Raw genomic sequence first — 20,708 nt, 5'->3', positions numbered from 1 at the left:
GCGGGGTTTATTTTATGGTTCAAACGAATCCGTAAATCCGTCAATACTAGTTGTATTTTTCTTTTGCCAATATTTTTTGAGGCCTTCATCACCTTGATTCTCGGCCCAATCGACCAAAGATTGGCGTTGTTTTTTGTATTCCATTAAGGGAACACCCATACCACAAGAGACCTGTACTTTGTCTATTTCAACATCAATCAACTGTCTGCTTCCTGGTATTTTTGGAAAGAGAGAGATATTTTTTTTCCAAAAGTCTGTTTCCTTTTTAAAAGACGTTGCTGTTCCGTATAGTCTTAGAATAATAGGGTCGCCTTCAAAAGCACAGAACATCAGGGTAATTCTGTTCTTATTGTTTAAATGGATGACCGTTTCATTGCCACTGCCCGTAAGATTAAGCCAAATCACCCTTTTTTCATCAATGACCCTGAGTGAATCCAATCCTTTTGGAGAAACGTTGACACGTCCTCCTTCCATGGCGGTAGCGACGAAGAAAAGCTTTTGGTTCTGGATAAAATCAATTAAAGGTTGAGTTAATTGATTAAGTTGCCTTCCCATTTACCAACGAATAATAACACTGCCCCAAGTAAATCCACTACCAAAGGCAGCCAATACAACCAAATCCCCTTCTTTTATTTTACCCGCTTCCCAAGCTTCAGTCAATGCAATAGGAATTGAGGCCGCAGTGGTATTACCATACTTCATGATATTATTGAATACTTGATCATTTGAAAGACCAAACTTTTTCTGAACAAACTGAGAAATACGCAGATTGGCTTGATGAGGAATTAGCATATCGATATCACCAGGCCCCAAATTGTTCTTTTGTAGACCTTCCATGATTACTTCACTAAAGCGAACCACCGCATTCTTAAAAACGAACTGGCCATTCATATAAGGAAAATAAGAAACATCTTCTGGGTCTTCTTCCTCCAAGATATCAGTGACCCATCGTTTCCCCATTCCGGGAGCTATTAATGAAAGTTCCTCTGCATGTTGACCTTCTGAATGTAGGTGTGAGGAAAGTACCCCTTTACTGGTATTTTCTTCACGTGTTAAAACAGCAGCACCTGCACCATCACCAAAAATCACCGAAACCCCCCTACCTCGCGTAGTCATATCCAAACCATGGGAATGTAGTTCAGAGCCAATGACCAAGATATTCTTGTACATACCACTTTTTATATACTGGTCTGCTACGGAAACAGCATAAACAAATCCAGAACACTGATTCCGAACATCTAGAGCTCCAACCGTTTTAATTCCTAAATCTCGCTGCACCAAAACACCAGGTCCGGGAAAATAATAGTCCGGACTTAACGTAGCAAATACTATAAAATCAATTTCATCCTTATCAATCCCAGCGCGCTCGATAGCTATTTTTGCGGCTTTAACTCCCATGGATGTGGTCGTATCCGTACCTCGAACCACATGTCTTCTTTCTTTGATCCCCGTCCGTTCTTGAATCCACTCATCGTTGGTATCCATTACTTTGGAAAGATCGTCATTCGTCACCACGTTTTCGGGTACATAGTATCCGAGTCCAGCTATTTTTGAATTGTACATAATCTCTTCCTTTATTGTATTACAATTTTGGTTCTATAGTTCTCAATATTGGGTAAATTAACTAATATTCTTTGCAGATTCCTGAAAAAAACCAAAAACAATTTTCAAATCCACAACATATTGGAGGCTTCATACTTTTTTTAGCAGCTCATAAACCATAAACGATCATTAAAATGAAGGATTTATTGTACTTTTAAAGGTAACTATTCTCAATGCAGAACGCTAAAATGAACATCATGAAACATACAGGACTATTATTGCTTTTTTTAATAGGCACGATTGGTTTTTCACAAGAAAAGCTCACCTACCAGAAGCCCTCAAAAGAAATTTTAGAGCTTGTAGATGCTCCTTTGGCTCCTTCGGTTCGTATTAGTGATGATGGCAAGTATATGGTTTTGTTATACAGGGATTACTACAAGAGTATAGCCGAGCTTTCGGAAAAAGAACTGCGTTTGGCAGGCCTACGGATAAATCCAAAAACCAATATTGGCAGTCGAACCAATTATTACAACAACATCAAAATACAGGAAATTGGCGGTGATGAAGTGATTCAGGTAAAGAACCTCCCAGAAAATTCACGTTTGGCCAACTTTAATTGGTCGCCAGACCAATCTATGATAGCAGTAACGAATACGACTTCCAAAGGAGTTGAAATCTGGGTATTGGATTTGAAAAAAGCTGAAGTTACCCGATTGACCAACGCCAATGTAAATGCCAATATGAGAGACGTAATCAATTGGTTTAAGGATGGAAAGTCTATTTTAGTAAAAATGCTGCCCAATGACCGACAAGAATTGGTTAATGTGTCGGAAGCCGTACCCAACGGTCCTACCATTTCTTCCAATGATGGAAAAAAAGCACAGAATAGAACGTATCAAGATTTATTGAAAAACCCCAATGACGAATTCAATTTTGAACAATTGGCACGTTCCGAACTCTTCAAAGTTGGATTGGATGGGAGTATGACCAAATGGAAAGAGGCGGCCATGTATAGCAACATCAGTTTTTCGCCAGATGGCAACTATGTGATGGTTACCCATGTGGACAAACCTTTCTCCTATTTGGTACCCTACTATCGCTTCCCCTCCAAAACCAACATATACAACTCGGATGGCACCTTGGTATCCAACTTATTGGAAGTACCACTAATTGAAGATTTGCCCAAAGGATTTATGGCAGTTCGTATGGGGATGCGTTCCGTTTCTTGGCGTGATGACAAAGCAGCATCTCTTATTTATGTGCAGGCCTTGGATGGAGGTGACCCAGAAAATGAAGTGGAATATCGGGATGAAGTATTTCAGCTTGAGGCACCATTCAATGACCAAGGTAAAAGCCTTCTTAAATTAAAGAATAGGTATTATCAGATTGAATGGGGCAATGAAAATATGGCAATTGCCTATGATTATTGGTGGAATACCAGAAATCTTAAAGGCTATCTTTTTAATCCATCAAATGCTTCCAAAGAGCCACAGATTATAGAGGACAGAAACTATCAAGATGTATATAGCGACCCTGGTTCTTTTGTCACCAAACGCAACAAGTATGGTACCGATGTTCTGGCTATGGATGGCAACAGTGTCTATTTGTTAGGAGATGGTTTTACCAAAGAAGGCCAGTTTCCTTTTGTTGATAAAATGGACCTTTCCACCTTGGAAAAAACCCGATTATACACTTCAAAACTAGAAGGTAAAAAGGAAGACCTGGTGGATTATAATACCGAGAAAGATGAATTGCTGGTTCGAATTGAGTCTTCCAACGAATATCCAAACTACTATTACAAGAGTTTGATCAAACGAAAAGGTCCAGTGCAGTTGACCAATTTTGAAAACCCGTTCAAAAGCCTGCAAGATGTACATAAAGAAGTGATTACCTACAAAAGGGACGATGGGTTGGAACTGAACGGCACCCTTTATTTACCAGTTGGATATAACAAGGAATCCAAGGAAAAGGTACCCATGATTCTTTGGGCATACCCAAGAGAGTTTAAGGACAAGAACAGTGCCTCTCAAAATACCCAAAACCCAAATGAGTTTACGTATCCATTTTGGGGCTCACCAATTTATTGGGTCACCAAAGGATATGCGGTATTGGACGATGCTGCTTTCCCAATCATTGGTGAAGGAGATGAGCAACCCAATGATACGTTTAGAAAGCAACTAGTGGCCAATGCCAAAGCAGCGATTGATGCTGTGGATGAAATGGGGTATATAGATAGAAACAGAGTTGCTGTTGGCGGTCACAGTTATGGCGCGTTTATGGTAGCCAACTTGCTCTCACACTCTGATTTGTTTGCGGCCGGAATCGCTAGAAGTGGTGCCTATAACAGAACGTTGACACCTTTCGGTTTCCAGAGCGAAGAACGAAACTATTGGGAAGCTCCAGAAGTTTATTATACCATGTCTCCGTTTATGCATGCCGATAAAATGAAAACACCCTTACTTTTGGTCCATGGTGAAGCAGACAATAACTCTGGCACCTATCCCATGCAGAGTGAGCGTTATTTCAACGCCCTTAAAGGACTTGGCGCAACAGTAAGACTAGTCATTTTACCTAAAGAAAGTCATGGTTATAGAGCAAAAGAAAGTATTCTTCACTTGCTATGGGAGCAAGACCAATGGCTTGAGAAATATGTAAAACAAAAAACTGATAAACCCTTACTACCCAAAAAAACCTTGGGTAAGGACAGGTAAGATGTCAGTTTAAAAATTTCCGGAAATCATTTACTTGTACCACCGCTTTGAGGTCATGCAGTAAATTGTAGAGCCCAAAAAAAGTACGGTTCATATACAAGAAGTGTTTGGAACCTCTATTTCCATTCATTTTTCGTATCTGTTCGTCCTTGGAATATCTTTCGCTCAAATCGGCAATCCTGTTCCAAAAGTCATCAGCGCCAAAATCAAACTCTTTTTTATTGAAGGGCGAAGTGAACAAAGTGAGCATTTCCTTAAACAACGCTTTGAAAAATTCAAGCTCTTCTTTGGAATCGGTTGGCGTTAAAATCTCCAATTCATACAATTTCTCCATAAATATGGCATCATTGCTTATGTTCTCCTCCTTGGCTAATTCAAAATAAGGTTCATAAAACTCATTTGGAATTTCTTTGATACACCCAAAATCTATAGCAATTAAGGTATTGTTTGAACTCACTAAGAAATTACCCGGATGCGGGTCTGCGTGAACTTTCCGCAACTTATGGATTTGGAACATATAAAAATCCCAAAGGGCTTGACCCAATGAGTTTCCTGTGCTAACATCAAAATCAGTTTTGGCAAACTCACTCAGATGCTTTCCTTTCATCCAGTCCATAGTAAGGATACGTTCACTGGAGAGATTTTCGTAATATTTTGGAAATTCAATATTCGGAATAATGCAACAGGCTTGGGTAATTTCCTCGCTTTGCTCTAATTCCAAAATATAATTGGTCTCTTCGACCAATTTGTTTTCAACCTCCTTGAAATACTTTTCAGAATCTTTACCCTTAAGATTAAACATCCTAGTGGCAATTGGTTTTACCAAAGCTAAATCGCTGCTTATGCTCTCGGCAACGCCGGGATATTGAATCTTGACCGCCAAATCCTTACCATTTTTCTTGGCCTTATGAACTTGACCTATACTTGCCGCGTTGATAGAATCTTTTTCAAAAGAATCAAAGATGTCTTCTGGGTATTTACCCAAGTATTTTTTAAAGGTTTTTCGTACTAGGGGAGCTGACAATGGGGGTACAGAAAACTGGGAGAGTGAAAACTTTTCCACATAGGCGCGGGGCAAAAGGTTTTTTTCCATGCTCAACATCTGAGCTACCTTCAGGGCACTCCCTTTTAGACTTTTTAGGCCATCATAAATATCCTCTGCATTATTCTCGTTAAGTTCTTCCTTAGTAACCTCAGGGTTTACAAGCTTTTTGCCGTAATATTTGACATAGTTCCCCCCTATCTTCACTCCTGTTTTCACCAACTTACCAGCTCTTTCAATTTTACTGGTGGGTATACTATCCAATGTCTTCATAGGCTAGGCAAAATTTTCTTTGTAAAGGAATTTCCCAAAGTCTATTATTTTTTCAAGGGAATTATTATCAAACACCTGAAAGATGGTAGTTACCGATTTTTCTATGGCGATATCGGTTTTTTCAAAGTCAACAGAAGTATCATCCATCCAAAACTTCAATAAAAACAAAAACTGAATCCATGCCCCTTCTGAAAACAGCTGTGGACTCTGCTTTAAAATCTTTAAACTCTTTTCACTATTGCGTTCATCTATTAGTCCAGTGGCAAAATCCTTTATGTTTCTTCGTAGGCCTTTTAATTGAGCGAGATTTTCCATTGCATTCTTATAATGCTTCAACACAAAAAGCACGTAACTCCTATTAAGAGTAAGGTTTTCGAAAAAAGTAAAGAGAAAAGTCAGCATCTTTTCTTCGTTGGTCATAGCATCATACTGCTCATTTTTCTGCATTACACTAACGGTACTTTCATAAAAACGTTCCCAAATCGCTTGTTGCAATCCCTCAAAGGAGCCAAAAAAATGATAGAACTCTTCCTCCTTAATCTTGTTTGCTTTACAAAACTTATAAATTGATTTAGGTACCACCTCATGTTCCAACACCGTATCCGTAAACCAACCTATAATCTTCTCTTCACTTAATTTATTTGATGTTCCACTTGCCATAGTCTCAGATTTATGTTTAAACAAAAATACAATTATTGGAACAGATTCAATAGGGATTTAAGAAAAAGAAAACGCACTTTCGGGCGAAAGTGCGTTCTCAACAACCTAACCAATAAATAAACAAACTCGTTATAGTATACTAGTTCATAGCAATTTTCTATAACACTACAAATATAACTATTTGTTTAGCTTTTCAAAATAATCAATAAACAAAATGATGTTAAATTTTACAAATACCTGTTAAATTCCATAAAGTGCCAGTTTGTCATATTAGCGTGAATGGTATTTTTTTTGTCCATAGAAAAGTCAAAAAGTAAATAATTTATAGAATGGCAACAGGTAAAATAAATGTTTCGGTAGAAAACATTTTCCCTCTAATCAAGAAGTTTCTTTATAGTGATCACGAAATTTTTCTAAGGGAGCTAATATCCAATGCTACGGATGCTACCCTTAAACTAAAACACCTTACTTCCATTGGTGAGGCCAAAGTGGAATATGGAAACCCTATGATTGAAGTTAAGGTTGATAAGGATAATAAACGTATTCATATTATTGACCAAGGACTTGGTATGACCGAGGATGAAGTAAAAAAATACATCAACGAGGTTGCTTTCTCAGGTGCTGAAGAGTTTTTGGACAAGTATAAGGATGCAGGAAAAGATGCAGGAATCATTGGTCATTTTGGACTTGGTTTCTATTCAGCATTTATGGTAGCGGACAAAGTAGAAATCGTTACCAAAAGTTTTAAGGACGAACCGGCGGTACATTGGGTTTGTGATGGTTCTCCAGAGTTTTCATTGGAACCAACGGAAAAGGCAGAAAGAGGAACGGAGATTATTCTGCATGTGGCTGAAGATTCCACAGAATTTTTGGAAGACTCCAAGATACAGGGGCTACTTACCAAGTATAACAAGTTTATGCCGATTCCTATAAAGTTTGGAACTAAAACAGAAACTCTGCCCAAACCAGAAGATGCAAAAGAGGAAGATCCGGCACCAACACAGGAGGTAGACAACATTATCAACAATCCTACCCCAGCATGGACAAAACAGCCCAATGATTTAAATGATGAAGACTACAAATCCTTCTATAGAGAACTGTATCCCATGCAATTTGAGGAGCCTTTGTTCAACATACATTTAAATGTAGACTATCCTTTCAACTTGACAGGTATTCTATATTTTCCAAAACTGACCAATGACCTCAACGTTCAGAAGGATAGGATTCAACTATACCAAAATCAGGTTTTTGTAACCGATAATGTAGAAGGAATAGTTCCTGAATTCTTAACTATGTTAAGAGGTGTTATAGATTCACCGGATATTCCTTTGAATGTGTCGCGTTCTTATTTGCAAGCAGATGGAGCGGTCAAAAAAATATCTTCATACATCACCAGAAAGGTAGCGGATAAATTAACATCCCTTTTCAAAAACAACCGCAAGGATTTTGAGCAAAAGTGGAACGATATTAAAGTGGTTATTGAGTACGGTATGCTTTCTGAGGATAAGTTTTTCGAAAAAGCAGACAAATTTGCGCTTTATCCTACTGTAGATGGTAAGTTTTACACCTATGAGGAGTTGGAAAACACTATTAAGGACAATCAAACAGATAAGGATGACAAATTGGTAGTACTCTATGCCTCGGACAAAGAAGCTCAGCACAGTTATATTGAGGCTGCAAAGGCCAAGGGATATGAAGTTCTTTTATTGGATTCGCCTATCGTATCACATCTGATGCAAAAATTAGAGACCTCCAAGGAAAAGTTGTCTTTCGCCAGAGTAGATGCCAACCATATTGACAATCTTATCAAAAAGGAAGATACGGCCATTTCCAAACTTTCTGATGAGGAAAAGGATAAGTTCAAAGAAGAACTGGAAAAAGTGATTTCTGAAAAAGGATATACCATCCAAATGGAGGCCATGGATAGCTCATCTTCACCTTTCATAATTACAGAACCCGAGTTTATGCGGAGAATGAAGGAAATGCAACAGACCGGTGGCGGGGGTATGTTTGGCATGGGCAATATGCCAGAAATGTACAATTTGATTGTTAATACCAATCACGAATTGGTGGGTGAAATCTTGAATACCAAGACGGCTAAGAAAAGAGAACGTTTAATAAACCAGTCTTTAGATTTGGCTAGGCTTTCCAAAGGTTTGCTCAAAGGAGAAGAACTTACCAATTTCATTTCACGCAGTTATGAGATGATAAAATAATCTATACTCTCAATAGATTACAAAACCGTTCTTTAATAAAGGGCGGTTTTTTTTGTTAAAAACCTTATTTTTCAGAAACCAAAACCACCAAAAATGAGTACCGATTACAAAAGTCCCTCTTTTAAGAAGCTGCTCGATTCTCTACAACAACAAAGTTGGGAGTTGGAACTCATTATTTCGGGGTTCGCCATTTTTGGTCTTTTTACTGCTTACGACCCCATAATGACGTCCATGATCAATGCGCGGAACGAGGAGCAAATCTATAGTTTCGTAATTCACAATGTAACCTTGATCGCCTGTTCAATCCTACTCTTCAATTTATTGCTACATGTTATACTCAGAGGTTTATGGATTGGTGCACTTGGTCTTCGGTATGTTTCTGGTGATATTGATTTTGATGAGTTAAAGTACAATGAAAGATTTAAGGCATATCTAAAAAAGAGAATCGTTTCTTTTGACCGCTATATAGCGAGTCTGGAAAATTATTGCAGTGTCCTTTTTGCCATATCCTTTTTACTGATTTTTTATGTTCTTGCTATTACTTGCGTAATCGTGTCAATGGTTCTGGTGGCCAATTTTATTATTGACAATGATTATTTGCCCAGTTGGATTTCCAAAGGAGTTGGCAGCGCATTGATGATATTTTTGGTGCTTGGAATGTTGCTGACATTTTTTGATTTTATCACCCAAGGACTTTTAAAAAGAAACAAATGGGTAGCTAAAGTCTACTTTCCTATCTATTGGGTATTCAGTTTTCTTACCTTATCCTTTCTCTATAGACCCTTGGTATATAATTTCTTAGACCATAAGTTTGGGAAGCGATTAATTTTACTTTTAACCCCAATCTATCTACTTATTTTTTTTTTGACATCTATTGAATACAGAAATTCAAACTTTTGGGACAAGGAAAGAAACTCATCAGAGATTTTCGCAAATCGCGAGAATTATATGGATATGCTAGATGAGGACGAAGACTACCCTGGAGATATTGTAATACCATCCAAAGTTATTACCAAAAGATATTTACAAGTCTTTATGCCTTTTACAGGGAAGTTTGAAGAACGGGTTTTTTCTTTTGAGGAATCTTTAAAACCCGAAAACGACCGTCGGGGTTTGAAAACCAGCATAGTATTCAACACAGACTGGAGTGATAAAATCACTTCCAGAAAACAAAAGGATAGTATTCGGAAAAAGTACATGGAAACTTTCAATTTCATTTATTCTTTTAAAATAGATAGTTTAGATATTGATGGTGATTTTTTGCTGACTACAGATAAAAAGAAAAACCTTGGCTTTGAGACCTATCTTAGATTGGATAGTATCTCCGAAGGAAAGCATGTTCTGAAGCTCGTTCGTAAAAAAATAGAAGATGAAGGCGATACTACAAAGCTTATGGTGCGCACAGTTCCATTCTTTTACTACAGGGACCAAAATTCCAATTGATTTCGCATGTAGCATTCAATTTTATAGTTGCTTTTTTCTCGATTCTTTAAAAAGTAAGTTTTGCACTACAGTTTTTTCCCGACAAATCCTTATCTTTTAAGGTAAAAGGATGAAATGAAGATTAACTACAATATCGTTTCCATCATCGATATTTTTGGTTGCCTGCAAGGTGTAATACTCGGTTCCATTTTGGTTTATACCAATAAGAGGAAAGACCGCTCTACACTTTTTCTGGGTCTTTTTGTGCTGACCTACGCCTACTGTTTTGTTCCTATCATCCTAAACGATATGAATATCTTGGAATACTACCCCAAATTGAGTGTATTGCCAAGACCTGGTGAATGGCTTCTGGCCTCCCTTTTTCTGGTGTACATTCAAAAAGTCTCCATTTTTTCAAGTAACGGTAATCGCTATTGGCACATCTATCCCGGTTTAGCGGTTTTACTTTTTCAAATCGTTGTTTTTCTTCTACCCGTAGAAACCAAACTGGAAATTGTTCAAGCCGCTTGGTACCGGCCTATTTTTTTGATAGGTCTATTGTATTCCACTGCTGTGTTGGTCTATATGTGGCGCTTGATTAACAGGCATTCTGAAGAAGTGAAAAACCAATTCTCCCAAATTGAGCAAAAGGAATTCTTGTGGGTAAAGCGTTTTGTATTTTTTGGTTTCATATTGTTTGCACTTCATTTTGTTAGATATTTTGTGGAAAACTCCCCGCCTTACCGGATTTTTTACGCAGGCTACAATGTCTTTATATTGTATTGGGCCTCCGTTCATGGTATAATGCAACAAGATGTGGTTTCTCTCATATCCGAAGATGATTCAGAAACGTACTCTGACGAAACAAAAACGGTTTCTTTACCAGCAACCAATGAACAAAGAAAGTTGGTACAGATGGTTGACAAATACCTACAGGAATCAGAAGTCTTTATGGATAAAAACCTGACCATAGTTGCCATCTCTGAGCCTTTAAAAGTGCATCCAAAACGAATCTCACAGGCAATCAACAAGGTGAATGGCGAAAACTTCAATAGTTATATCAACCGGTATAGAATAGAAAAGGCCGGGGAGATGCTTTCAGATAGAAGCCTCGATAACCTAAGTATAGAAGGTATTGGAACCGAAGTAGGCTTTCAGAGCAAAAGTGCATTTTATACGGCTTTTAAAAAAATCACCGGCACTACACCCAGCAGATACAAAGAAAAACTGGCATCATAAATTTCGTCGAGCACCGTGTCCTGTATAGGTAATGTTGAGTTCATTTATAGATTTCTCTTCTTTTTCCTTAAGAAAAAGGAAGTCGTGTTTAAATTATGTTGTCCGTAAGTCTGCATTCCGAACTTAAAACCAGCAGATATTCCTTGCCATTCCCAGCTATTGTTGAACCTTTGTCGCCTCAAAACTAAAAATGGATTTATCAAAATATATTAGCTGGTTGTGTTTGGCCGTAATATGGGGCTGTTTTGTGATGTGGGAAATCCAAATCCAAAGTTGGTTACAAATCAATCCTTCCCTAGTGGTGCGATATGATTTGATGCTTTTACCACTGCTCGTGGTGGTGTCTTTCTATGTTATCTACGTCACTTTAAAAAAGTGAAAATGAAATATGTGCAATTAAATCCCGAAGGTAACTTTGACCAATGGGACATTGAGAAAATAAGGGAGTTGAATGATGAAAATGATATTGGAGATTCTTTAGGGCAAAAACTCCTTTATGAAAATGGGACTTCGCGACTTTGGGACATCACATTATGGCCCAAACAGCGAATCCCTTTTCGAAAACATCATTTTCCCTGTAGCTTTGTATGTCTCACCTCTGGTTTAGCTATATCCCGTTGTAAAAGTGGAAAAATACAGTTAATTCAAATTGAGAAAGGGGACACTGAATACATGGAACCCGATCAGGCAAACTATATTCATGACTTAGAAAACATCGGAGATTCAATTCTAAAATTATACATTCTAGAATTTAGGTATCAATCAGAAGTGAAAATCCAATTAAATCATTAGAATTTATGAAAAACTACATGCCAGTTTAGTAACTTCAAGGCATGAAAGTTATCAGTACCAATTTGGCCAAGCCCGTTTTCTTTGAATGGAACGGCGAGACACATTCCACAGGTATTTTCAAATATCCCGTTGACCAAGCACTAACCTTGCAGCAAGAAATTGTTGAAGATGATACCATTGCCGACCGAAGAGTTCACGGGGGTATCTTTAAGGCATGCTATTTGTTTTCTTCCAACAACTACCCGTATTGGAAAGAAAAATATCCAAATTTGGATTGGAAATGGGGCATGTTCGGAGAAAATTTAACAGTTGAAGGTCTGGATGAAGCCCAGTTAAAAATAGGAAGCAAATACAGGTTGGGCTCAGCCCTTCTCCAAATAACCCAACCCCGGGAACCATGCTATAAATTAGGGTATCGATTTGGCAATCAAGATATTTTAGGCCAATTTATTGAACATGCTTGTCCTGGCACATATGTTCGTGTACTTGAAACCGGTCAAGTAGAGAAAGGTGACACATTGGAGCTTTTTGAAGAATCAGAAAGCCCTTTGACTATAAAACAATTTTATAATTTGCTCTTTTCGCGACAAAAAGATAAGGAGTTACTACGACTAGCTGTTGAAAATGATGCCCTCCCGTTGAGAAAAAGAGAAAAATTAAAAAAGTTTCTAAAATAGAAAAGCCCCAAACGGGGCTTCTCAAACTGAAATTAACTAAACAACTATTTTATATTCATAGTTTCTTTATACGTACCCAATTTGTCCACCACAACTACAGTGTACTCATCTTCATAAGCTTTTTCAAAATTAAAGGCCTTTTCAACAACAACTTCTCCTTCAATTTTCTCACTGTAAACCAAGCGGTTTTCACTATCATATACCTCTAGTAGTACAATACCTTGGGTCAAGTTCAACAAGTTCAACATTAACTTGTCTCCCTTTTTTACAAAAACAGGATCCAACGTAACTTCAATCAAGCTTTTCTCAACTTCTGCCTTTGCTGTTCCTTTTTTACCAAATTTCAATGCTGGTCCATTTGCAAACCCCATTACAGAGATTATTAAGATTCCAGCTACTGTAAACGATTTAAGAATTGATTTCATAACGTTTCGCTTTTTTAAGATTACAAGACAAAACTACCTTGGAACTCCGTACAAAAACACAACCATCTTTTCAAATATCTATGCAATTTTAACCTAGTTGATGTGTTAACAAAGTATTAATGATAAAATAGCATAGTTTTTTGGTAATTTTGCATAGATTATCTATTCAACCAACATATACTTTTATACTATGAAAGGAAAAATGGGGATGGTATTACAAAAGCCTGCTTTTGAAGCAATTGCACCAAGTTTTGGGCACTCTTTTACATATCAAAAGTTTAGCGCCAATAAGGAAAATAAGAACAATGGGTGGCACTATCATCCAGAGTTGGAATTGGTATATATTAACGGTGGGTCCGGAAAAAGGCAAATAGGGAGTCACGTTTCCTATTTTAGGGAAGGGGACCTTATTTTGATAGGTTCAAACCTACCACATTGTGGATTTACGGATAAATTGACGGGAAATAAGAGTGAAACCCTCGTTCAAATGAAATATGATTTCCTGGGAAGTGATTTTTTTGATATTCCAGAAATGAAAAACATTCAAAAGCTGTTTGAAGTGGCCAAGGGAGGTATAGCTTTTCATGGTAAGACAAAGATGAAGGTTGGAGAAAAAATGGAAATATTGGAATATCAGACCGATTTTCAACGTCTGCTATCCATTTTGAACATTCTAAATCTACTGGCAACTTCTGATGATATGCGAGTACTGAACGCCGAAGGTTTTTCTATGGAAACCGAAATAAAGGACAATGACCGTATCAACTTAGTGTTCAACCATGTGAAAGCACATTTTAAGGAAGAAATTACATTAGATGAAATTGCCGATATTGTTAGTATGACAGTTCCTTCGTTCTGCAGATATTTTAAAAAAATAACCAATAAGACCTTTACCCAATTTGTAAATGAGTATCGATTGGTGCATGCATCCAAACTATTGGCCGAACAACCTATAAGCATTACCCAGGTTTGCTATGAAAGTGGTTTCAACAATTTTTCCCATTTCAATAAATCCTTCAAGGCGTTTACAGGGCAGAATCCATCTGAATACAGAAACCAACTAAAGGCAGTACTTCAATAGCTATGCAGCTCTTTAGTGAGAAGCGAAACTTGGGATTAATGGATAGTGAAATTTGGTACCATCCCAATTTTCTGAGTGAAAAGCAAGCGGATGACTATTTCAATATCCTTCGAAAGGAGACACCTTGGCGACAAGATGATATCAAGGTATTTGGTAAAGTATATGCACAGCCTAGGTTGACGGCACTTTATTCCAACAATGGAAAGAACTATTCCTATTCCAATATTACCATGGAATCCCTTGCATTTACCGATAAATTGCAACAGCTTAAAAACTTGGTTGACCATGAAGCGAATACTGAATTCACCACTTGTCTATTGAATTTATATCGAAATGGAAAAGATAGCAACGGCTGGCATTCTGATGATGAAAAAGAACTTGGAAAAAATCCTATCATTGCCTCAATATCCTTGGGTGCGGAACGGTTTTTTCACTTGCGGCACAAGTCTGATAAGAGCTTAAAACACAAAATACTATTAGAGCATGGTAGCCTGTTATTAATGCGGGGGCAAACCCAACATTTTTGGCAACATCAAATTGCCAAAACCGCAAAAAAAGTGGAAGAGCGAATCAACTTAACGTTTCGGATTATTAAGTAAAGTGTATTTTTGCAATGCATGAAAAAGAATTTTTCCGAACGGGATGTTGACCGTATCATTGAAATGGCCTGGGAAGACAGAACCCCCTTTGAGGCCATAACCTATCAATTTGGAATTTCCGAACAAGAAACTATTGAGCTTATGCGTAAAGAAATGAAGCGTAGTAGTTTTAAAATGTGGAGAAAACGGGTTCAAGGGCGAAGTACAAAGCACGCCAAACTGAGAAATGATGATGTCAATCGTTTTAAATGTAAAATGCAACGGCAAATCACTGGAAATAAAATTTCAAAAAGATAGCCTAGTTAGCTCCGAGTAAATCTTTTAATTCTTTATTTATTCTAAATTCATTCTTTTCTAGCTCTGTAAGTATTCAACCACAATGATGCCAACAACTTATCCTCCATTTTAAAAGAATCTTAAATTCTAGCGGAGAGTTCAAAACATTTGGGATTTTTTTAACTAAGCTTCCCCTTAAATTTGCCCAGCTAATTCAAACTAATCCATGTCAAAATATTTTTTGATATTACTTGCGCTTGCCTCACCTTTTCTGCTATCCTCCCAAGAATCTTCCAAAGAATTTATTGTCAAGTTCATTAATCAACCCATTCAAATTGATGGAATTCTGGACGAATCCATTTGGGAAACTGCTGAAAGTGCCCATAATTTTCAACAATATTTTCCTACCGATTCCATCTTAGCGATTCAGCAGACCGATATCAAAATGCTGTACAGCAGTACCACTTTATATATTGGTATAACACTTCGTGCTGAAGGTGATGACTATATAATCCCCTCTTTGGAACGTGACTACAGAGCGGGTGGCAATGACAATATCAGCCTGTTGTTCGACACATTCAACGATGGCACGAATGCCTTTTTATTTGGTATGAACCCTTACGGGGTACGAAGAGAGGCTCTTATTTCCAATGGAGGGACTTCGTTAAGTGGGTTTACTACCTCATGGGACATTAAGTGGCGTGGCGAAGCAAAGATCACTGATGAAGGCTATGTGTGTGAAATGGCTATCCCCCTTACTTCTTTTAAGTTTAAGCAAGGTGAGACCAAATGGCGTTTCAATAGCTACCGATTTGACATGCAGACCAATGAAACCAGTACATGGGCAGAGATACCCCAGAATCAGTTTATATTCAATCTCGCTTTTATGGGAGATATGGTCTTTGAAAAACCCTTGGGCAAATCTCGCACTCCATTGGCCCTGATACCTTACATTAACGGACTCTCGCAAAAGGATTTTGAAGCTGATGAAAATCTAAACAATGTGGCCATTGGTGGTGATGCCAAGGTAGCTATTGGGAATGGTCTTAATCTAGATATCACCGTAAATCCTGATTTTTCCAATGTTCAGGTAGACGATATTTTTACCAACCTTACCCGATTTGAAATATCCCTGCCTGAAAGACGGCAATTTTTTATAGACAATAACGACCTTTTCGGAACATTTGGTAGCGAAAGGGATGCAAATCCCTTTTTCTCCAGACGTATTGGAATTGCTGAAAATTTGGATGGAGAATCGGTAGAAAATGGTATCATAGGAGGTGTTCGACTTAGTGGAAAATTGGATGAGGATTGGCGATTGGGTTTTTTAAATCTTCAAACGGAAGAAGATGTGGCCAATGAAATAGCGAGTAACAACAATACAGTCTTTGCCCTACAAAAGAAAATGTTTTCCCGCTCCAACCTCAGTTTCATATTTGTAAACAGACAAACTTTTGGTGATTACGAATTCTTAGAGGATACCGATCGCTATAATAGGGTTTTAGGCTTGGACTACAATCTGGCCTCATCTGACAATACATGGGTGGGTAAATTCTTTTATCACCAATCGTTTGCTCCAGAAATCGGAAATGAAAGCAGCTCTGCAGGCGCCGATCTTTTCTATAATTCCAGACATATAAATTTTGGTCTTAGAAACTCTTATGTGGGTAACGATTTTCGCTCAGACCTAGGGTTCATAAGACGAACCGATGTAATTATTTCCAGACCTTTTATAGAGTATAACTTTTGGCCTAAAAAGGGTAAAATAAACACCCACGGCTTTCGTTTTTCTCCAAACTTTATCTGGAGACCAACGTTCGATTACCAAAATACAGATTACACCATTTTCAGTAGATGGGGAGCAGAGTTCAAAAACCAGTCACAGTTTGGCGTTAGAATGTTCAATAGGTTTACTTTTTTGGACGAGCCCTTTGACCCTACAGGTACCGACGGTGCAGCTGAATTACCTGCTGATGTGGGTTATTACTACACAAGTTTTGAGTTTAACTTTGATTCTGACCCCAGAAGGGTTTTTTCCTACTCTATTGAACCGGGTTATGGAGATTTTTTTAATGGTACTCGATTTTCACTTGAAAGCTCTTTCAACCTCAGGTTGCAACCTAAGTTTTTTCTATCTCTTAATTTAAATTACGACCGTATTGAGCTTCCAGACCCCTTCCCTGATGCGGATCTCTGGTTAGTGAGTCCGCAAATCAACATTACCTTTAGCAAGTCCATCTTTTGGTCGAACACCATTCAATATAGTAATCAACAAGATAATCTCGGTATCAACTCAAGACTACAATGGCGTTTTGCGCCATTGTCCGATTTGTTCATTGTTTATAATGACAACTACTTTGTTGAAGATTTTATGCCAAGAAACCGTTCTATAAATCTACGGCTAACCTATTGGTTGAATATTTAGACGCGTTGATTTTTCTATATTTGAAGAAACCAACAAGGAATGAATGAACTACCCTTTACCGAAGACACCATTATCTTCGGACTCCTTTGTCTCTGCCTAGGATTTGTCTTCTATACTTCCTCAATAAAAAAAGGATTCTGGAAAAAATTCTATTCGATTGTACCCACGGTTTTGATGTGCTATCTATTACCTGCAATAATGGCAAGCACCGGACTTATAAAGGAAGAAGCTTCAAATACGTACTATGTTGCCAGTAGATATTTACTGCCTGCTGCATTGATTTTGATGACCCTAAGTATTGACCTTAAGGCCATATTTGGTCTAGGACCAAAGGCACTCATTATGTTTTTTACAGGAACTCTAGGTATTGTCATAGGTGGGCCTATAGCCATTCTATTGGTATCTATTTTTTCTCCGGAAACAGTCGGGGGAGCAGATTTTGATGCAGTATGGAGAGGTTTGTCCACCATTGCTGGTAGCTGGATAGGTGGAGGTGCAAACCAAGCAGCCATGCTAGAAGTTTTTCAATACAATCCCAAGGAATTCTCTAAAATGGTGCTGGTTGATATTGTCATGGCCAATTTATGGATGGCCATTCTATTGCTTGGTATAGGTAAGACCAAGAAGATAGATTCTTGGTTAAAAGCTGATACTTCATCCATCGAGGCCCTTAAGGTGAAAGTCTCAGAGCATACTGCAAAAATTGCAAGGGTAACTTCTCTGCACGACTTTCTTATGATGCTGTTTTATGCTTTTGTTGGTGTAGGTTTAGCTCATTTTTTAGGACATCACTTTGCTGAATTTTTAGAAAATACATTCGAAGTAGTTAGAAACAAAGAAAAAATCCTGTCATCTTTAGGTTCCAAGTTTTTATGGATGGTAGTTTTTGCTACGGTAATAGGGATTGGTCTTTCATTCACTAAGGCCAAAAATTATGAAGGAGCCGGCGCAAGTAAAATTGGTGGTACGTTTATTTATATACTTGTCGCCACTATTGGGATGAAAATGGATTTGAGCAGGGTTTTAGAAAATCCAGGGTTGCTTGCGGTTGGTTTTATTTGGATTTCTATCCACGCGCTGTTATTAATTCTGGTGGCTAAACTTATCAAAGCGCCTTACTTTTTTATGGCTGTAGGAAGTCAAGCAAATGTAGGTGGGGCGGCATCAGCACCTGTTGTGGCGGCAGAATTTCATCCTTCTTTAACCTCTGTGGGCATTTTACTTGCTGTATTTGGTTATGTGGTGGGAACAGCAGGAGCCTATATTTGTGCGCTGCTCATGGAAGTGGCCTCCCAGATGTAATACACCTCTCTAAAACATAAAAATTCAGGAATTATATGCATATTTGCCCCGCAAAAAGTGTTTTCATGAAACGAATTCTATTGTTCTCCATTTTAAGTTTGCTGATTTGGTCTTGTAGTACCGAAAAGAAGTATAATATGACCGTCTCGGGCAATATTAAAGGCTTGAAAAAAGGCAAACTGTTCTTTCAGCAATTCAAGGATTCTTCAGTGGTCAATTTGGATTCTTTGGAAATCAAGGGAGATGGTACCTTTTCCTTTTCCCATTATTTGGAAAGCCCTGAAGTATTGTATCTGTACCTTGAAAAAGAGGACAATAACGATATTAACGACCGTATTATATTTTTTGGAGAGCCTGGAGAAATTGTGATAAACACTTCATGGAAGACTTTTGATTTGAGTCCTGAGATTTCAGGATCCAAAAGCCATGACAAAATGGAAGAATTCAACGAAATGATTTCCCAATTCAACATAAAGGAATTGGAACTCACTCAAAAATTCAGTTCCGAAGAAATACGGGAAGATTCTTTAGCAGTAGATTCAATTCAACAACTGATTCGTGGAAATATAATCAGTCGATACCGCTATGCTCTTAATTTTGGGTTGAACAATGCCGACTCCTATGCAACACCCTACATCATGATGACCGAAGCTGCTGAGGCCAATCCAAAATACTTGGATTCCATCTACAGCCAGTTGACACCAGAGGTTTTGGGATCAAAATACGGTAAAGAGTTCAAAGAGTTCTTGAAGAAAGAATAGATTAGTCAGCGAGTTTGTTCAACTCTTCTACTAATTGGGTAGCTTTAACTTCCAATTGCGACCTTATGTCTTTGAAATGGATTTTTTTATCATCCACCTCCTTTTGATGAATTTTGGACATTAATTCGTCAAAAGCCATGATGGCCTTATCAATAATAACACTGCCTTCTTCTGAATTTTTTTTGTCGGAGCCCGCTTCCCAAATATAGACAGCCTCTATAATATCGCCCAATACAAAATTTACATCTTTCTTTAAGTCACGAATACTAGCCATGCCTCGTTTTTTTCAAAGGTAATATTAAATGCTAACTTCTAAAAGTGTTGCCTTATCCGTCTTGAGATTAATTGAATTACTACATGCTGGGACCAATATGGTCTCTCCTTTATATAGGGTTGCACTCCCAGCTGCATTAGCAACGTTAACTTCACCGCCAACACACATGTAGATTGTAAAAGAGTCCCTAGATGATAAATCAACTTCCATGGTCCGGTCAATGTTTAAATAATTAGTTTTAAAATAAGGCGAATCTACCATGCAGTTAGGTGTATTTTTCTGATTCGAATACATTACCTTAAAATCATCCTTTTTCTCATAATCCATTGCGTCCAATGCCTGTTCGGTGTGAAGCTCTCTTAGATTTCCGTTTTTATCTTTTCTATTGAAATCGAACACTCTGTACGTTACATCCGAGGTCTGCTGAATCTCGGCCAACATGACGCCTGCACCAATGGCATGAATCTTACCGGTATTTATGAAAAAAGTATCCCCTTCTTTTACGTTTTCGTAATTCATCAAATCCAAAAGAGTGTTTTCCTCCAAGCTTTTTACGTATTCCGCCTTTTCCACTGTTTTATTGAAGCCTACAATAAGTTGGGCACCTGGATCGGCATCCATAATGTACCACATTTCGGTTTTACCAAATGAGTTGTGCCTCTCCTTTGCCAAGGCATCATTTGGGTGCAACTGGATGGAAAGGTCCTTTTTTGCATCAATAAATTTTATCAAAATCGGAAAATCCATACCAAAACGTTCTACCACACTTTTTCCTAAAAGTTTCTCCCTTTCTTTATCGATAAGCTCACTTAGTGAAACTCCTTTCAATGGTCCTTCCGCAACTATTGAAATATCTCCATCCACCCCTGAAAGTTCCCAGCTTTCTCCGGTGATTTCACTTTTTATGGGTTTTCCCAAAACATCTTTTAACTTGGTTCCGCCCCAAAGTCTCTCCTTAAGAATAGGTTTAAATTTTAATGGATACAACATA

20 protein-coding genes are annotated in these 20,708 nt (G+C 37.9%); 13 read left to right on the top strand and 7 right to left on the bottom strand.

What is annotated here, in order from left to right; genetic code table 11:
• Positions 1-12: 12 nt before the first annotated feature.
• Both ACOKFD_RS19010 and ACOKFD_RS19005 read right to left on the bottom strand, forming a co-directional pair.
• A complete protein-coding gene (locus tag ACOKFD_RS19010; protein WP_422859328.1) occupies positions 13-555 on the bottom strand; it encodes a pyridoxamine 5'-phosphate oxidase family protein in 543 nt (180 codons plus the stop codon).
• The gene (locus ACOKFD_RS19005) at positions 556-1,563 is read right to left on the bottom strand and encodes a beta-ketoacyl-ACP synthase III (RefSeq protein WP_299000984.1); all 1,008 of its coding nucleotides are present in this window, start codon (positions 1,561-1,563) and stop codon (positions 556-558) included. It abuts the gene before it with no gap.
• Positions 1,564-1,799: 236 nt separating this feature from the next.
• Between ACOKFD_RS19005 and ACOKFD_RS19000 the strand changes: the two genes are divergently transcribed.
• Positions 1,800-4,253: a prolyl oligopeptidase family serine peptidase gene (locus ACOKFD_RS19000; protein WP_422859327.1), complete on the top strand. Its 2,454-nt coding sequence runs from the start codon at positions 1,800-1,802 to the stop codon at positions 4,251-4,253.
• Positions 4,254-4,257: 4 nt separating this feature from the next.
• Here the strand turns inward: ACOKFD_RS19000 and ACOKFD_RS18995 are convergent, their stop codons facing one another.
• Together ACOKFD_RS18995 and ACOKFD_RS18990 are read right to left on the bottom strand one after the other, a co-directional pair.
• Positions 4,258-5,568 carry an ABC1 kinase family protein gene (locus ACOKFD_RS18995; protein ID WP_422859326.1) on the bottom strand — a complete coding sequence of 437 codons (1,311 nt, stop codon included), beginning with the start codon at positions 5,566-5,568 and terminating at the stop codon, positions 4,258-4,260.
• Between the two features lie 3 nt (positions 5,569-5,571).
• On the bottom strand, positions 5,572-6,228 hold the full coding sequence (locus ACOKFD_RS18990; RefSeq protein ID WP_422859325.1) for a TetR/AcrR family transcriptional regulator: 657 nt from the start codon (positions 6,226-6,228) through the stop codon (positions 5,572-5,574).
• Between the two features lie 329 nt (positions 6,229-6,557).
• Here ACOKFD_RS18990 and htpG point away from each other — a divergent pair, with 329 nt between their 5' ends.
• The 6 genes from htpG (at position 6,558) to ACOKFD_RS18960 (ending at position 12,574) form a co-directional block, all read left to right on the top strand.
• Complete coding sequence (htpG, locus tag ACOKFD_RS18985) at positions 6,558-8,444, top strand: molecular chaperone HtpG (RefSeq protein ID WP_422859324.1); 1,887 nt, start codon at positions 6,558-6,560, stop codon at positions 8,442-8,444.
• Positions 8,445-8,537: 93 nt separating this feature from the next.
• Complete coding sequence (locus ACOKFD_RS18980; RefSeq protein ID WP_422859323.1) at positions 8,538-9,887, top strand: hypothetical protein; 1,350 nt, start codon at positions 8,538-8,540, stop codon at positions 9,885-9,887.
• 114 nt (positions 9,888-10,001) lie between these two features.
• Positions 10,002-11,105: a helix-turn-helix domain-containing protein gene (locus ACOKFD_RS18975; RefSeq protein WP_422859322.1), complete on the top strand. Its 1,104-nt coding sequence runs from the start codon at positions 10,002-10,004 to the stop codon at positions 11,103-11,105.
• Between the two features lie 190 nt (positions 11,106-11,295).
• Positions 11,296-11,484 carry a hypothetical protein gene (locus ACOKFD_RS18970; protein ID WP_299000968.1) on the top strand — a complete coding sequence of 63 codons (189 nt, stop codon included), beginning with the start codon at positions 11,296-11,298 and terminating at the stop codon, positions 11,482-11,484.
• A 2-nt stretch (positions 11,485-11,486) separates the two neighbouring features.
• Positions 11,487-11,897 (top strand): hypothetical protein, encoded by a 411-nt coding sequence (locus ACOKFD_RS18965; protein WP_299000965.1) that lies wholly within the window; start codon positions 11,487-11,489, stop codon positions 11,895-11,897.
• Positions 11,898-11,938: 41 nt separating this feature from the next.
• Positions 11,939-12,574 carry an MOSC domain-containing protein gene (locus ACOKFD_RS18960; protein WP_422859321.1) on the top strand — a complete coding sequence of 212 codons (636 nt, stop codon included), beginning with the start codon at positions 11,939-11,941 and terminating at the stop codon, positions 12,572-12,574.
• 44 nt (positions 12,575-12,618) lie between these two features.
• Here the strand turns inward: ACOKFD_RS18960 and ACOKFD_RS18955 are convergent, their stop codons facing one another.
• A complete protein-coding gene (locus ACOKFD_RS18955; protein ID WP_422859320.1) occupies positions 12,619-12,999 on the bottom strand; it encodes a hypothetical protein in 381 nt (126 codons plus the stop codon).
• Positions 13,000-13,207: 208 nt separating this feature from the next.
• Between ACOKFD_RS18955 and ACOKFD_RS18950 the strand changes: the two genes are divergently transcribed.
• From ACOKFD_RS18950 to ACOKFD_RS18925, 6 genes are all read left to right on the top strand, one after another.
• Positions 13,208-14,080 (top strand): AraC family transcriptional regulator, encoded by an 873-nt coding sequence (locus ACOKFD_RS18950; protein ID WP_422861042.1) that lies wholly within the window; start codon positions 13,208-13,210, stop codon positions 14,078-14,080.
• A 38-nt stretch (positions 14,081-14,118) separates the two neighbouring features.
• Entirely contained in the window at positions 14,119-14,679 is a 561-nt protein-coding gene (locus tag ACOKFD_RS18945; RefSeq protein WP_422859319.1) for an alpha-ketoglutarate-dependent dioxygenase AlkB family protein, read from the top strand.
• 18 nt (positions 14,680-14,697) lie between these two features.
• Complete coding sequence (locus ACOKFD_RS18940) at positions 14,698-14,976, top strand: TIGR03643 family protein (RefSeq protein ID WP_299000947.1); 279 nt, start codon at positions 14,698-14,700, stop codon at positions 14,974-14,976.
• A gap of 205 nt (positions 14,977-15,181) precedes the next feature.
• A complete protein-coding gene (locus ACOKFD_RS18935; RefSeq protein ID WP_422859318.1) occupies positions 15,182-17,380 on the top strand; it encodes a DUF5916 domain-containing protein in 2,199 nt (732 codons plus the stop codon).
• A gap of 39 nt (positions 17,381-17,419) precedes the next feature.
• Positions 17,420-18,682 (top strand): DUF819 domain-containing protein, encoded by a 1,263-nt coding sequence (locus ACOKFD_RS18930; RefSeq protein ID WP_422859317.1) that lies wholly within the window; start codon positions 17,420-17,422, stop codon positions 18,680-18,682.
• A 65-nt stretch (positions 18,683-18,747) separates the two neighbouring features.
• Entirely contained in the window at positions 18,748-19,443 is a 696-nt protein-coding gene (locus ACOKFD_RS18925; RefSeq protein ID WP_422859316.1) for a DUF4369 domain-containing protein, read from the top strand.
• Position 19,444: 1 nt separating this feature from the next.
• On the opposite strand, the gene ACOKFD_RS18920 is transcribed toward ACOKFD_RS18925, so the two are convergent.
• Together ACOKFD_RS18920 and ACOKFD_RS18915 are read right to left on the bottom strand one after the other, a co-directional pair.
• The gene (locus ACOKFD_RS18920) at positions 19,445-19,717 is read right to left on the bottom strand and encodes a hypothetical protein (protein ID WP_422859315.1); all 273 of its coding nucleotides are present in this window, start codon (positions 19,715-19,717) and stop codon (positions 19,445-19,447) included.
• 24 nt (positions 19,718-19,741) lie between these two features.
• A complete protein-coding gene (locus ACOKFD_RS18915; protein WP_422861041.1) occupies positions 19,742-20,704 on the bottom strand; it encodes a type I phosphomannose isomerase catalytic subunit in 963 nt (320 codons plus the stop codon).
• Positions 20,705-20,708 lie beyond the last annotated feature (4 nt).

The sequence above is a fragment of the Flagellimonas ulvae genome, assembly GCF_049333175.1.
Classification (GTDB): Bacteria; Bacteroidota; Bacteroidia; order Flavobacteriales; family Flavobacteriaceae; genus Flagellimonas.
The sequence above is the reverse complement of the archived record's forward strand: the minus strand, read 5'-3'. Positions and strand labels throughout refer to the sequence as shown.